The organism is Burkholderia sp. BDU5, assembly GCF_001522845.1.
Classification (GTDB): Bacteria; Pseudomonadota; Gammaproteobacteria; order Burkholderiales; family Burkholderiaceae; genus Burkholderia; species Burkholderia mayonis.
Genome location: NZ_LOWC01000046.1, coordinates 58646 through 71767, shown reverse-complemented (window position 1 = coordinate 71767; position 13122 = coordinate 58646). Strand labels below are relative to the sequence as shown.

Genomic DNA, 13122 nt, shown 5'->3' with positions numbered 1-13122 from the left:
CGGACGGGAAAAAGAACAATTGAATAACAAAAGCAGCGCCCAAGGCGCTGCATCGAATACGTATTCGGGCGATCGTGCGGCCGCGAAGCGCGGCGGCCTGACAGTCGGGAGGACCGGGCCGCTCACGGTTGCGACGGCGGTCGCGCCGCGTCGCCGACGTCGCTCGTCACGGCGCCTGCGCGCTCGGCCGACACCGCGCTCGCCGCGCCCGCTCCCGCCGGCGGCGGCGCGCTCGCGGCCGTTGCCGATGCGGCGCTCGTCGCTCCGGTCGCAACGCCTGCGCGCGACACGCTCGGCTCGATTCGCGCGGCGGCGGACGGCGTCACGGCCGGTTCCGCGGCGCGCTTCGACGCGACGCGCGCATCGGCCGCCTGCGCCTTCTCGCGCCGCCGCACCACGGCCGCGAGCCGCACGCCGCCGAAACCGATCACGAGCAGCACGGCGCCCGCGACCACCGACACGAATTGCCCGAACGCCGACAACTGCGGCGAACGGATCGCGAGCAGCCAGACGAGCGTCACGACGCCCGTCAGCCAGTTCACGTGCCCGACCGCGCGCGCGACGCCCGCGGTCAGATCGCCGTTGAAGGCCGCGTGCATCGACAGCCACGCGAGCCCGAGGAGCGCGATGCCGAACGCCTGCCCGACCATCGCGGGATCGACGGTGACGAGTTGCAGCGCGTCGTACAGCGCTTTCCACGGCGTCAGCACGAACAGGAGGCCGAAGCCGGCAAGCAGTACGGCATCGATGAGAAGAACGGCGCGCAGCAACGGTTTCATCGGCGATCAGTCCACGTGATAGTTGGGGGCTTCCTTCGTGATCTGCACGTCGTGCACGTGCGACTCGCGCATGCCGGCTGCGGTGATCTGGACGAATTCGGCCTTGTCGTGCAGCTCGGCGATCGTCTTGCAGCCGCAGTAGCCCATGCTCGCGCGCACGCCGCCGATCAGTTGGAAGATGATCGCGTTGACCGAGCCCTTGTACGCGACGCGGCCTTCGATGCCCTCCGGCACAAGCTTGTCGATGTTCGCGGAGTTGTCCTGGAAGTAGCGGTCCGCCGCGCCGTCCTTCATCGCGCCGACGGAACCCATGCCGCGGTACGACTTGTACTGGCGGCCCTGATACAGGAACACGTCGCCCGGCGCTTCTTCGGTGCCGGCGAACATGCTGCCCATCATCACGGCGTTCGCGCCGGCGGCGAGCGCCTTCGACACGTCGCCCGAGAAGCGGACGCCGCCGTCGGCGACGCACGGCACGCCCGTGCCGCGCAGCGCGTCCGACACATTCGCGATCGCGCTGATCTGCGGCACGCCGACACCCGCGACGATCCGCGTCGTGCAGATCGAGCCCGGGCCGATGCCGACCTTCACCGCATCCGCGCCGTATTCGACGAGCGCCTTCGCGGCGGATGCCGTCGCGATGTTGCCGCCGATCACCTCGACCTTCGGGAAATTCTGCTTGACCCAGCGCACACGCTCGAGCACGCCCTTGCTGTGGCCGTGCGCGGTGTCGACGACGATCACGTCGACGCCCGCCTGCACGAGCAGCTCGACGCGCTCTTCGTTGTCCGGACCGACGCCGACCGCCGCGCCGACGCGCAGCTTGCCGTGTTCGTCCTTGCATGCTTCCGGGTGCTCGGTCTGCTTCGTGATGTCCTTGACCGTCATCAGGCCGCGCAGCTCGAACGCCGCGTTGACGACGAGCACGCGCTCGAGGCGGTGGCTGTGCATCAGCGCCTTCGCGTCCGCGAGCGGCGTGCCTTCGGCGACCGTCACGAGGCGCTCGCGCGGCGTCATGATCGACTTGACCGGCTCGTCGAGGCGGGTTTCGAAGCGCAGGTCGCGGTTCGTCACGATGCCGACGAGCTTCGGCCCCTCGACAACCGGGAAGCCCGAGATGCCATGCTGGCGCGACAGCGCGATCACGTCGCGCACCTTCATGCTCGGCGGAACCGTGATCGGATCGCGCACGACGCCGGATTCGAAGCGCTTGACCTTCGCGACTTCGCGGGCCTGCTCGACGGGGGTGAGATTCTTGTGGACGATGCCGACGCCGCCTTGCTGCGCCATCGCGATCGCGAGGCGACCTTCGGTGACCGTGTCCATCGCGGCGGACACGAGCGGCATGTTCAGGGAGATGTTGCGGGTCAGTTGGGTCTTGAGGCTGGTGTCGCGCGGCAGAACGTCGGAGAACGCCGGGACGAGGAGCACGTCATCGAACGTGAGTGCTTTTTGGATCAGACGCATGGCAAATCCTATAGGCGCAAAAGCGAATTATACGCGAAGCTCGGTTAATTTTCACAACACGAACAACAGCTTAGGCGTTTTCGGGCAGTTGGGGCCCCGAATCGTTCGGATCCCGGTTCGAGTCCTTTTCGATCCGGTTTCGTTTCGCGCGGGCGCGCGTCCGTTCGCGCCGGGCCCGGCCACGCGGGGACAGCGGCACGGCGGGCGGCGCGCGATGCGGCGCGAGTGTCCGTGTCGGCGGGCGGGCGGCGCGTCCTCGCCATGCTGTTGCCGGGCGCTCGCAAGCCCGTCGTGTGGCCCGATGACTCGGTGGTCCTGCAGTCCTAGTCCTTGCAGCCTCCGCGCCCCGTTGCCCCCGCAACCTCTGCCGACTCCCGAGCCTCGTCCGCGTCAGCCCCGCCGGCAACGCGCCGCGCAAGCGCCCTGCCCGCCCTCGCCCGGCGCCGCCCACATCGCATGGCGTCATCCGATCCCGACCGCTCGCGCAATCAAGATCACCCCCGCCCCGACGATGACGCTCCCGGCGGCTCGCGCAGCACGCTCGCCGGCCGGCGCGAGACGTTCGACGGCGATGGCAGCCGTCACGGCGGCCATCGCACGCAAATCCATGATCCCGATGACGAGCAGGCTCGCGGTGAGACCCGCGCTGCTGCAGCAGCAGTGAAAACCCAAACGCGCACCCTGTCGCCACGCCGCGCCGACGCGCTCAGGCAACGCGCCGCAGCGCCCCGGCGCCGCGCGACAGCACGCCAGATGGCGGGCCTTCCACGCGGTGAACTGAAACGCACCGGCGCTCAGCACGACCGCACCGGCCGCGACCGGAACGGCGCGCGAAAGCGCCGGCGCGCGCATCACGACCGCCGCCAATGCGGCGCCGATCGCGTAGACGACGATGCCCGCCGCGGTCCACACGAAGCCATACCCGGCCGCGACCGACGCGGCCCGCGGCCAGGCGCGCGCTTCGCGCATCCAGCCGGCCGCCCGCGCGCAGCGCCACAGCATCGGCGCGACCGACGGCAGCATCATCGCCGTCATCATCGCGATCCACATGCCGACGAACGACGCCGCCGCGCCGGCCCACGTCCGCCCGCACATCCGCGTCCACACCGCCGACATCGTCCAGCCGCCCGGCATCGGCATCTCGCCCATCGCGGGCATCGACGCAAGCCATGCGACCGCCACCGCGGCACCGGCCGCGAAGACGAGCGCCAACGCGCCCCCAAGGGCTCCCCGCGCACCGCGCGCGGAAATCGCATGCAGCGCGATCCCGCGTTCGTGGCCGCGCCGGCGCCGGCCGCGCGCAGGCTCAGCGCCCGCCGTACTCGTCATGGCGGCGCCACCAGACGCCCGTTTCGTTGCGCCCCTTCGGCGCGCGATCGAGCCACTGGTACATGCCCCAGAGCCCATCGAGCCCGCGCGCGTACGTCGAATACGTGTGATAGACGACACCGTCCTCGAGCACGAACGCGCTCATGCCCGGCCGATCGCGTACGTACGTACGTGCGTCGGTCCCGCAAGCGGCAGCGAACTCGGCGACGGGTGCAGGCGCGGACGTCAAGTCCATCGCATGGCCGCTGCGCCGGTAGTTGTATTCGACGCTCCCGTCGCGCTGCTGCGCGTCGGTGAACGACACGTTGAAGTCGTAGTTGAAATCGCTGTCGAGCGACGATGCCCACGGAAACGTCCATCCCATCCGCTTCCTGTACGTCTGCAGCTTCGCGAGCGGCGCGCGCGACACCGCCGACAGCGTGGCGTCGTGATGCGCGAGATGAACGACGAAGCCGTCGAAGCCGTCCGCGATCGCCGAGCACGACGGGCATCCCGCCGTGTAGTCGGGTCCGAACATGAAGTGGTAGACGAGCAGTTGCGAGCGGCCGCGGAAAAGGTCCGCGAGCGACGCGCTTCCTTCGTCCATCTCGAATCGATACGCCTTGTCGACGCGCACCCAAGGCAGCGCCTGACGTCGCCGCGCGAGCTCGTCGCCGCGCCGCGTGTGCGCTTTCTCCGCATCGAGCAGTTCGAGCCGCGCAGCGAGCCATTCTTCGCGCGTCCCGGTCATATGTGTCGCCATCGCCCGTCCCTCCTTTCCGTGTCGCACGCCGGTCGCTCGATCTCCGATCCCGCGCGCGGGTTGCGTGATCGTGGTGGTAGATTAGTGCCGGGTTTCGAACGGTGGGAGTGACAAGTGTGGCGGGATTCCGATGGACTCGCTGATCACCGCCGCGGCGCGCGCGCTCGCGGCAGGTGATCCGCTCGGCGCGCTGAACCGGGTCGCGCTGCGCGACGACGCGCCCGCGCTCGCGCTGCGCGGCATCGCGATGGCGCAGCTCGGCGATTTCGTCCGCGCGAAGGCGCTCGTGAGGCGCGCCGCGCGCGCGTTCGGTGCGAAGGAAGCCGTCGCCCGCGCGCGATGCGTCGTCGCCGAGGCCGAGATCGCGCTCGCGTCGCGCGAACTCGGCTGGCCCGAAAAGGCGCTCGACGCCGCGCGCACGACGCTCGAAGCGCACGGCGACCGCATCAACGCCGCGCATGCGCGATATCTCGAAGTACGGCGCCTGCTGCTGATCGGCCGCCTCGACGAAGCCGAGCGCGCGCTCCCCGCGCTCGACCCCGACGCGCTCCCGCCCGCATTGCAGGCCGCGCACGAGCTGATCGTCGCGGGGATCGCGCTGCGGCGCCTCCGGACGCAGACCGCACGCGCGTCGCTCGCGCGCGCCGAACGCGCCGCGCGCGCGGCCGGCATCCCCGCGCTGACGGCCGAAGTCGAACACGCGTCCCGCATCCTCGACGCGCCTGCGGCGCGCCTGATCGCGCGCAGCCAAGAACGGCTGCTGCGGCTCGACGACGTCGAAGCATGGCGCGCGTCGGAATCGCTCGTCGTCGATGCGTGCCGCCACGTCGTGCGCGACGCGCGCACGGCGGTCTCGCTCGCGAAGCGCCCGGTGCTGTTCGCCCTTGCGCGCGCGCTCGGCGAAGCGTGGCCGGACGACGTGCCGCGCGACGCGCTCGTCGCGCGTGCGTTTCGCGCGAAGCATGCCGACGAATCGCATCGCGCGCGCCTGCGCGTCGAAATCGGGCGGCTGCGCGCGATGCTCGGAACGCTTGTCGATATCCACGCGACGAAGCGCGGTTTCGCGCTGACGCCGCGCCACGCACGCGACGTGGCCGTGCTCGCGCGCCCGGTCGAGGACGCGCATGCGGCGGTGCTCGCCCTCCTCGCCGACGGCGAGTCGTGGTCGAGCTCGGCGCTGGCGCTCGCGCTCGGCGCGAGCCAGCGCACCGTGCAGCGCTCGCTCGACGCGCTCTCGACCGCGGGCAAGGCGCAGTCGTTCGGCCGCGGGCGCGCGCGGCGCTGGACGAGCCCGCCCGTCCCCGGATTCGCGACGACCTTGTTACTCCCGGCCCCGCTGCCGGGCGATTAGGATGGCACCATCGAGCCACCGGGAGACGAAGACATGAAACGAACCGCAGCCGACATCATTCAGGAATACGGCCCGTTTCCGGGCGTCGACGGCGTGCACGGCGTCACGTACGACGGCCGGCAAGTATGGTTCGCCTCGGGCGACAAGCTGAACGCGCTCGATCCGGCGAGCGGGACGACACTGCGGTCGATCGACATCGCCGCGCACGCGGGAACCGCCTATGACGGCCGACATCTGTATCAGATCGCCGAGAACCGCATCCACAAGATCGACCCGGACACGGGCCGCGTGCTGTCGACCATCCCGGCGCCCGGCGGCGGCGCGGACTCCGGGCTCGCGTGGGCCGAGGGCACGCTGTGGGTCGGACAGTATCGCGACCGCAAGATCCGTCAGGTCGATCCCGAAACGGGCGCGATTCTTCGGACGATCGAGTCGAATCGCTTCGTCACCGGCGTCACGTGGGTCGACGGCGAACTCTGGCACGGCACCTGGGAAAGCGACGAGAGCGAATTGCGCCGCATCGATCCCCGGACGGGCGACGTGCTGGAGGCGCTCGCGATGCCGGCCGGCGTCGGCGTGTCGGGGCTCGAGTCCGACGGCGGCGACCGGTTCTTCTGCGGCGGCGGAAACAGCGGGAAAGTGAGAACCGTCCGCCGCCCCGCGCGAAGCGCCGCGGCGCAAGACGGCATCGGGCGCGCAGCCGGTTCCTCCGACGAGTAGCCGCGGGCGGCCCGCGCCCGCCGAAAGGACCCGCGGCGCGTTGCGCGAGGACGCGAAGACGCTCCGCGCCGCCCGCCGTCGAACGACGGCGCCGCAGCATCGATACGAAACGAGCACCCGCCCTGCCGAACAAGCTCGACGCGCGTGCCGGCCGTGCATTTGCCGCCGCCCGCGCCCCTTTCCGACCCAGTGCAGGAATGAACAAGACAAACGCCGCCGTACGTCGCTAAGATGCGCGCTCGTCAGTGAAATAAACGGTCGGAGAACGCGATGCAGCGCGGTGTAGCGTACGGAGTGTTGGCAGGCGCCCTATGGGGCATGGTGTTTCTCGTGCCGCGGGTTCTGACCGACTTCTCGCCGTTGTTGCTGAGCGTCGGCCGCTATGCGATGTACGGCCTCGTGTCGCTCGCGGCCGCGTTGCCGGCCGCCCGCTCGCTCGCCGCGCGCCTCACGCGCGAAGATCTCGTCGCGCTCGTCAAGCTCGCGCTCGTCGGCAACGTCGCCTACTACATGCTGCTGTCGAGCGCGGTGCACCTGATCGGCATCGCGCCCAGCTCGCTGATCGTCGGCGTACTGCCCGTCACGGTCACGCTCGCCGGCCTCGGCGATCACGGCGCGGTGCCGCTCAAGCGGCTCGCGGGCCCGCTCGCGCTCGTCGTCGCCGGCATCGCATGCATCAACGTCGATCTGTTCACGTCCGAGGCCGCGCATGCGACGACGCTCGCCCAGAAGCTCGTCGGCATCGCGTGCGCGACGGCCGCGCTCGCGAGCTGGACGTGGTACGCGGTCGCGAACGCCCGCTACCTGCAGCGCCATCACCGGTTCGACGGCAACGAATGGTCGGTGCTGTGGGGCGTCGTCACGGGCCTGATCGGCGGGCTGTGCTGGATCGGCATCGCCGCGCTCCCGGCAGGCACGCTGCAGCCGGCGCTGCCCGCGTCGCGCTGGCAGTTGTTCTGGCTGCTGAATCTCGGCCTCGCGATCGGCGCGTCGTGGCTCGGCAACGGGCTGTGGAACGCGGCGTCGAAGCGGCTGCCGCTCACGCTGTCGGGCCAGTTGATCGTGTTCGAAACCGTGTTCGCGCTGCTGTACGGCTTCGTCTTCGATCATCGGCTGCCGCGCGCGCTCGAGATCGCGGCGCTCGTGCTGCTGCTTGCTGGCGTGTACGGATCGGTGCGCCGGCACGGTGGCGACAAGCGCGCGGCCGACGATCCGCTCAACGCGAACCTCGGCGCGCACTGAGCGCGGCGTTTCGTCGGATGAATCGTGCGCGGCCCGCGCCGCTCAGCGCGAATCCTTCGGCAGCCACTTGCGGCCTTCGATCGAGCCCTCGCGGCGGGTCTTGTCGACGCGGCGTTGCCGCGCGACCTTCGGATCGACGATGAGCGGACGGTAGATCTCGACGCGATCGCCGTCGGCGACGGCCGCGTCGAGCGCCGCGAGCTTGCCGAAGATGCCCGTCTTGAGCTTCGCGAGGTCGATGTCCGGATAAAGCGCGAGCACGCCGCTCGCGTCGATCGCGTCGCGCACGGTCGCGCCAGCCGGCACGTCGACGGCGACGAGCGTCTGCCGCTCCGGCAGCGCATAGCAGACCTGGACCTTCGGCATGTGCATCACCCCTTGCCGTAGCGCTGGTCGGCGCGCTTCACGAACGATTCGACGAACGTGTTCGCGATGTGCGTGAATACGGGCCCGATGATCTTCTCGAGGATCACGCTCGAGAACTCGTAGTGCAGCGCAAATTCGATCTTGCACGCGTCCGCGCGCAGCGGCGTGAAGCGCCAGTAGCCGGTAAACTTGCGAAACGGCCCATCGGTGAACTCCATGTCGATCCGGGTCGGGCGCTGCTGCGTGTTGCGGGTCGCGAAATGCTGCCTGATGCCCTTGAAGTTGATGTCGATCCGCGCCTCCATCCCGGTTTCGTCGCGACGGCGAATCTCGACGCCGCCGCACCACGGCAGGAAGTTCGGGTAATCGGCCACGTCGGTGACGAGGTCGAACATCTGTTCCGCCGAGTGGCGGATCAATACGGTTTTCTGGACATCTGCCATAAATCGCGCGGCATCGCAAAGGTAAACGAGCAAGCCGGGCCAACGCCGCCCCGCTTTGCTAAAATTGTGATTTTAAACGAGTTGGCCATTTCCCTTCATGAGCATCATCGACAATAGAAAAGCGTTCTTCGATTACCACATCGAAGAACGCTACGAAGCGGGGCTCGTGCTCGAGGGGTGGGAGGTCAAGGCGCTGCGCGCCGGGCGCGGACAGATCAAGGAAGGCTACGTCGTCGTGAAGAACGCGGAGATCTACCTGATCGGCACGCACATCAGCCCGCTGCCCGAAGCCTCGACGCACATCAAGCCCGATCCGGTCCGCACCCGCAAGCTGCTGCTGCACCGCGACGAAATCAAGAAACTGATCGGCAAGGTCGAGCAGCGCGGCTATACGCTCGTGCCGCTGAACTTCCACTACAAGGGCGGTCGCGTGAAATGCGAGATCGGTCTCGCGAAAGGCAAGAAGCTCCACGACAAGCGCGAAACCGAAAAGAAGCGCGATTGGGAACGCGAGAAAGCGCGAATCATGCGTTCTGCAACATAACGCGCGGCGCTTTGCCGCACGCCGTCAGCGCATGCCGCGCCCGATGCGCCGCAATCGAAACGGCCCGCTTCGAACGATTCGGAGCGGGCCGTTTCTTCATCGGGCGACGCGTGACGCTCAGCCCTTGCTCGCGCCCGAGGCGACGCCCCCCGGCGCGGCGCGGTTGACGATCGTCAGGGCCGACGCGATCGCGGTGCTCAAGTCCGACATGTTCGACGGCACGATCAGCGTGTTGCCCGCCTTCGCGAGATTGCCGAACGCGCCGACGTACTGCTCGGCCACCTTCAGGTTCACCGCATCCATCCCGCCCTGCGACTGGATCGCCTGCGCGATCTTCTGGATTGCCTGCGCGTTCGCCTCGGCCACCGCGAGGATCGCGGCCGCCTCGCCCTGCGCCTGGTTGATCGCCGCCTGTCGCTCGCCTTCCGACTTCTGGATCGCCGCCTCACGCGCGCCCGACGCGAGGTTGATCTGCTCCTGCTTGCGGCCTTCCGATGCGGCGATGAGCGCCCGCTTCTCCCGCTCCGCGGTGATCTGCGCCTGCATCGCATGCAGGATTTCCTTCGGCGGCGTCAGATCCTTGATCTCGTAGCGCAGCACCTTGACACCCCAGTTCGCGGCCGCTTCGTCGAGCGCCGACACGATGCTGTGGTTGATGAAGTCGCGCTCCTCGAAGGTCTTGTCGAGCTCGAGCTTGCCGATCACCGAACGCAGCATCGTCTGCGAGAGTTGGGTAATCGCGAGCACGAAGTTGCTCGAGCCGTACGACGCCTTCATCGGGTCCATCACCTGGAAGTACAGCACGCCGTCCACCTGCAACTGCGTATTGTCACGCGTGATGCAGATCTGGCTCGGCACGTCGAGCGGAATCTCCTTCAGCACGTGCCGGTACGCGATCCGGTCGATGAACGGCAGCACGATGTTCAAGCCCGGCGACAGCGTCGCGTGATAGCGGCCGAACCGCTCGAGCACCCACGCATGCTGCTGCGGCACGATCTTCACGGTCTGCGACACGAGCACGAACACGATGATGAGCAGCACCGCCCAGACGATCAATGAATCCATGAAGCTGGTCCTCTTGGTTGGAATTTGAAGACAAACGCGCCGAGGGCGGTCACTTCGCGGATTTCGCCGCGACGACGAGACAATTGCCGCGCACCGCACGCACTTCGTACAGATGCGCGTCCTCGCGCTCGCCGGCGGCGAGCTCGACGTCCCACTGCGCGCCGCGATACTGCGCGCGCGCCCGGCGGTCGTGCCAATGCTTGACCGCGATCGTCGCGCCGATGTCGAGGTTGATGTCGGGATTCGCCGACGCGTCGCGTTTCTGCTTGCGGCCGAGCCCCGAGCGCCTGAGCGCGATCACGGCGACGATCGCGACGAGCGCGGCAGCGGCAAACTGCCAGGCGGCGGGCGCGCCCGCGAGATGCACGAGGCCGCCCGCGAGGAAGCCGAGCGCGATCATCAGCAGGTAGAACGTCCCCGTCAGCAGTTCCGCGACGACGAACACGCCGACGCCGATCCACCAGAAAAACTGCCCTGACACCATCGCCCCTCCCGTTGCACAAAGAAAAACACCCCGGCGTTACCGGGGTGTTTATAGCACGAACCTTGCAATTTGCCTTCATTTGGACGGCGATTCGACGACCGCCGTCCGAACGGGCGATTACCGCCGATTACTGCTTCGACGCGAGCGCCTGCCACGTGGCGATGACCGTGTCCGGGTTCAGCGAGATCGACGCGATGCCTTCGTCGGCGAGCCACTTCGCGAAGTCCGGGTGATCGGACGGGCCCTGGCCGCAGATGCCGACATACTTGTCGAGCTTGCGGCAGGTGTCGATCGCACGCTTCAGCATGAACTTCACGGCCGGATCGCGCTCGTCGAAATCGACGGCGAGCAGTTCCATGCCCGAGTCGCGGTCGAGGCCGAGCGTCAGCTGCGTCAGGTCGTTCGAGCCGATCGAGAAGCCGTCGAAGTGCTGCAGAAATTCTTCGGCGAGGATCGCGTTCGACGGCACTTCGCACATCATGATGAGGCGCAGGTCGTTGTCGCCGCGCTTCAGTCCGAACTTCGCGAGCAGGCCGACGACACGCTCCGCCTGCTTCACGGTGCGCACGAACGGCACCATGATCTCGACGTTCGTGAGACCCATCTCGTCGCGCACGCGCTTGAGCGCGATGCACTCCATCTCGAACGCCTGAGCGAAGTCCTCGGCGATGTAGCGCGACGCGCCACGGAAGCCGAGCATCGGATTTTCCTCGTCCGGCTCGTAGCGCGAACCGCCGATCAGCTTCTTGTACTCGTTCGACTTGAAGTCGGACAGACGCACGATCACGGGCTTCGGATAGAACGCCGCCGCGATCGTCGCGATGCCTTCCGTCAGCTTGTCGACGTAGAACGCTCGCGGCGACGCGTGGCCGCGCGCGACGCTCTCGACCGCCTTCTTCAGATCCGGATCGACGTTCGGATACTCGAGGATCGCCTTCGGATGCACGCCGATGTTGTTGTTGATGATGAACTCGAGGCGCGCGAGACCGACGCCCGCGTTCGGCAGCTGCGAGAAGTCGAATGCGAGCTGCGGGTTGCCGACGTTCATCATGATCTTGACCGGCACGGGCGGCAGCTCGCCGCGCTGCACCTCGGACACTTCGGTCTCGAGCAGGCCGTCGTAGATCTTGCCTTCGTCGCCTTCCGCGCACGACACGGTGACGAGCGCGCCGTCCTTCAGCACGTCGGTCGCGTCGCCGCAGCCGACGACGGCCGGCACGCCGAGCTCGCGCGCGATGATCGCCGCGTGGCAGGTGCGGCCGCCGCGGTTCGTGACGATCGCGGACGCGCGCTTCATCACCGGCTCCCAGTTCGGATCGGTCATGTCGGCGACGAGCACGTCGCCCGGCTGCACGCGTTCCATTTCCGACGGGTCGTGGATCACGCGCACGGGGCCCGCGCCGATCTTCTGGCCGATCGCGCGGCCGGTCGCGAGCACCTGCGACTGGCCCTTCAGCTTGAAGCGCTGCTCGACCTTGCCGTGCGCCTGGCTCTTCACCGTCTCGGGACGCGCCTGCAGGATGAAGATCTTGCCGTCGCGGCCGTCCTTGCCCCATTCGATGTCCATCGGACGCTGGTAGTGCTTCTCGATGATGACCGCGTACTTCGCGAGCTCGATCGCGTCTTCGTCGGTGATCGAGTAGCGGTTGCGCTGCTCGTGCGGCACGTCGACCGTCTTCACGCGGCCCGGCTCGCCCGGCTGCGTGAACTCCATCTTGATCAGCTTCGAGCCGATTGAGCGGCGGATGATCGGGTACTTGTCCTGCGCGAGCGTCGTCTTGAACACGTAGAACTCGTCGGGGTTCACGGCGCCCTGCACGACCGTTTCACCCAGGCCGTAGCTCGCCGTGATGAAGACGGCGTCCTTGAAGCCCGATTCGGTGTCGATCGTGAACATCACGCCGGCCGCGCCGACGTCCGAGCGGACCATCCGCTGCACGCCGGCCGACAGCGCGACTTCGGCGTGCGTGAAGCCCTTGTGCACGCGGTACGATATCGCGCGATCGTTGTAGAGCGACGCGAACACGTGCTTCATCCGGTCGAGCACCTCTTCGATGCCGACGACGTTCAGATACGACTCCTGCTGGCCGGCGAACGATGCGTCGGGCAAGTCTTCGGCGGTCGCCGACGAGCGCACGGCGAACGACAGCTCGCCGGGCGAGCCGTTCTTCAGGATCTCGAACTGCGCGCGGATTTCCTGCTCGAGGCGCGACTGCATCGGCGCGTCGACGATCCACTGGCGGATCTCGGCGCCGGCTTCGGCGAGCGCCTTCACGTCGTCGATGTCGAGCGACTCGAGACGCTGCGCGATGCGTTCGGTGAGCTTGTTGTGTTGGAGGAAGTCGCGGAAGGCAAGCGCAGTCGTCGCGAAACCGGTGGGCACGCGTACGCCTGCCTCAGCCAGCTGACTAATCATTTCGCCAAGCGACGCATTCTTGCCGCCGACGATTTCGACATCGCTCATTCGCAACTGCTCGAACGGAATTACATACGCCTGATCCTTTGCGACGTTTGCTGCGTTAGTCATACAAGCCCCTAAGTGTGAAAAAAATGCTCGATCGTGCAACGGGCTCGAGCGCGGCCGCTTGCA

General features: G+C 67.9%; 13 protein-coding genes. 4 read left to right on the top strand and 9 right to left on the bottom strand.

The features are described from left to right. Nucleotides 1-122: 122 nt before the first annotated feature. The 4 genes from WS69_RS09400 to WS69_RS09385 all read right to left on the bottom strand — a co-directional run bounded on the left by WS69_RS09400 (nucleotide 123) and on the right by WS69_RS09385 (nucleotide 4317). The gene (locus WS69_RS09400) at nucleotides 123-779 is read right to left on the bottom strand and encodes a hypothetical protein (RefSeq protein WP_059470513.1); all 657 of its coding nucleotides are present in this window, start codon (nucleotides 777-779) and stop codon (nucleotides 123-125) included. Nucleotides 780-785: 6 nt separating this feature from the next. Then, nucleotides 786-2246: an IMP dehydrogenase gene (gene guaB / locus WS69_RS09395; RefSeq protein WP_059470512.1), complete on the bottom strand. Its 1461-nt coding sequence runs from the start codon at nucleotides 2244-2246 to the stop codon at nucleotides 786-788. Between the two features lie 462 nt (nucleotides 2247-2708). Continuing rightward, on the bottom strand, nucleotides 2709-3458 hold the full coding sequence (locus tag WS69_RS09390) for a DUF2182 domain-containing protein (protein WP_059470556.1): 750 nt from the start codon (nucleotides 3456-3458) through the stop codon (nucleotides 2709-2711). A gap of 94 nt (nucleotides 3459-3552) precedes the next feature. Then, nucleotides 3553-4317 carry a DUF899 domain-containing protein gene (locus WS69_RS09385; protein ID WP_059470511.1) on the bottom strand — a complete coding sequence of 255 codons (765 nt, stop codon included), beginning with the start codon at nucleotides 4315-4317 and terminating at the stop codon, nucleotides 3553-3555. Nucleotides 4318-4447: 130 nt separating this feature from the next. On the opposite strand from WS69_RS09385, the gene WS69_RS09380 reads away from it, so the two are divergent. From WS69_RS09380 to WS69_RS09370, 3 genes are all read left to right on the top strand, one after another. Then, entirely contained in the window at nucleotides 4448-5668 is a 1221-nt protein-coding gene (locus WS69_RS09380; protein WP_059470510.1) for a hypothetical protein, read from the top strand. A gap of 33 nt (nucleotides 5669-5701) precedes the next feature. After that, a complete protein-coding gene (locus WS69_RS09375; RefSeq protein ID WP_059470509.1) occupies nucleotides 5702-6388 on the top strand; it encodes a Vgb family protein in 687 nt (228 codons plus the stop codon). A gap of 270 nt (nucleotides 6389-6658) precedes the next feature. Next, complete coding sequence (locus tag WS69_RS09370; protein WP_059470508.1) at nucleotides 6659-7630, top strand: DMT family transporter; 972 nt, start codon at nucleotides 6659-6661, stop codon at nucleotides 7628-7630. Between the two features lie 42 nt (nucleotides 7631-7672). On the opposite strand, the gene WS69_RS09365 is transcribed toward WS69_RS09370, so the two are convergent. Both WS69_RS09365 and WS69_RS09360 read right to left on the bottom strand, forming a co-directional pair. Continuing rightward, a complete protein-coding gene (locus WS69_RS09365; protein ID WP_059470555.1) occupies nucleotides 7673-7996 on the bottom strand; it encodes an RnfH family protein in 324 nt (107 codons plus the stop codon). Nucleotides 7997-8001: 5 nt separating this feature from the next. Next, nucleotides 8002-8439: a type II toxin-antitoxin system RatA family toxin gene (locus tag WS69_RS09360; protein WP_059470507.1), complete on the bottom strand. Its 438-nt coding sequence runs from the start codon at nucleotides 8437-8439 to the stop codon at nucleotides 8002-8004. Nucleotides 8440-8536: 97 nt separating this feature from the next. On the opposite strand from WS69_RS09360, the gene smpB reads away from it, so the two are divergent. Then, a complete protein-coding gene (smpB, locus tag WS69_RS09355) occupies nucleotides 8537-8983 on the top strand; it encodes an SsrA-binding protein SmpB (protein WP_059470506.1) in 447 nt (148 codons plus the stop codon). 117 nt (nucleotides 8984-9100) lie between these two features. Here smpB and WS69_RS09350 read toward each other — a convergent pair whose 3' ends face one another. The 3 genes from WS69_RS09350 to ppsA all read right to left on the bottom strand — a co-directional run bounded on the left by WS69_RS09350 (nucleotide 9101) and on the right by ppsA (nucleotide 13059). After that, the gene (locus tag WS69_RS09350; protein ID WP_059470505.1) at nucleotides 9101-10048 is read right to left on the bottom strand and encodes an SPFH domain-containing protein; all 948 of its coding nucleotides are present in this window, start codon (nucleotides 10046-10048) and stop codon (nucleotides 9101-9103) included. 49 nt (nucleotides 10049-10097) lie between these two features. Beyond that, nucleotides 10098-10532 carry an NfeD family protein gene (locus WS69_RS09345; protein ID WP_059470504.1) on the bottom strand — a complete coding sequence of 145 codons (435 nt, stop codon included), beginning with the start codon at nucleotides 10530-10532 and terminating at the stop codon, nucleotides 10098-10100. A gap of 127 nt (nucleotides 10533-10659) precedes the next feature. Then, on the bottom strand, nucleotides 10660-13059 hold the full coding sequence (gene ppsA, locus WS69_RS09340; protein ID WP_059470503.1) for a phosphoenolpyruvate synthase: 2400 nt from the start codon (nucleotides 13057-13059) through the stop codon (nucleotides 10660-10662). Nucleotides 13060-13122: the final 63 nt, after the last annotated feature.

Excerpts from the sequence above, each read along its gene's own strand:
- WS69_RS09400 (WP_059470513.1), bottom strand. The coding sequence starts at position 779 with ATGAAACCGTTGCTGCGCGCCGTTCTTCTCATCGATGCCGTACTGCTT.
- guaB (WP_059470512.1), bottom strand. The coding sequence starts at position 2,246 with ATGCGTCTGATCCAAAAAGCACTCACGTTCGATGACGTGCTCCTCGTC.
- WS69_RS09385 (WP_059470511.1), bottom strand. The coding sequence starts at position 4,317 with ATGGCGACACATATGACCGGGACGCGCGAAGAATGGCTCGCTGCGCGG.
- WS69_RS09380 (WP_059470510.1), top strand. The coding sequence starts at position 4,448 with ATGGACTCGCTGATCACCGCCGCGGCGCGCGCGCTCGCGGCAGGTGAT.
- WS69_RS09375 (WP_059470509.1), top strand. The coding sequence starts at position 5,702 with ATGAAACGAACCGCAGCCGACATCATTCAGGAATACGGCCCGTTTCCG.
- WS69_RS09370 (WP_059470508.1), top strand. The coding sequence starts at position 6,659 with ATGCAGCGCGGTGTAGCGTACGGAGTGTTGGCAGGCGCCCTATGGGGC.
- WS69_RS09365 (WP_059470555.1), bottom strand. The coding sequence starts at position 7,996 with ATGCCGAAGGTCCAGGTCTGCTATGCGCTGCCGGAGCGGCAGACGCTC.
- WS69_RS09360 (WP_059470507.1), bottom strand. The coding sequence starts at position 8,439 with ATGGCAGATGTCCAGAAAACCGTATTGATCCGCCACTCGGCGGAACAG.
- smpB (WP_059470506.1), top strand. The coding sequence starts at position 8,537 with ATGAGCATCATCGACAATAGAAAAGCGTTCTTCGATTACCACATCGAA.
- WS69_RS09350 (WP_059470505.1), bottom strand. The coding sequence starts at position 10,048 with ATGGATTCATTGATCGTCTGGGCGGTGCTGCTCATCATCGTGTTCGTG.
- WS69_RS09345 (WP_059470504.1), bottom strand. The coding sequence starts at position 10,532 with ATGGTGTCAGGGCAGTTTTTCTGGTGGATCGGCGTCGGCGTGTTCGTC.
- ppsA (WP_059470503.1), bottom strand. The coding sequence starts at position 13,059 with ATGACTAACGCAGCAAACGTCGCAAAGGATCAGGCGTATGTAATTCCG.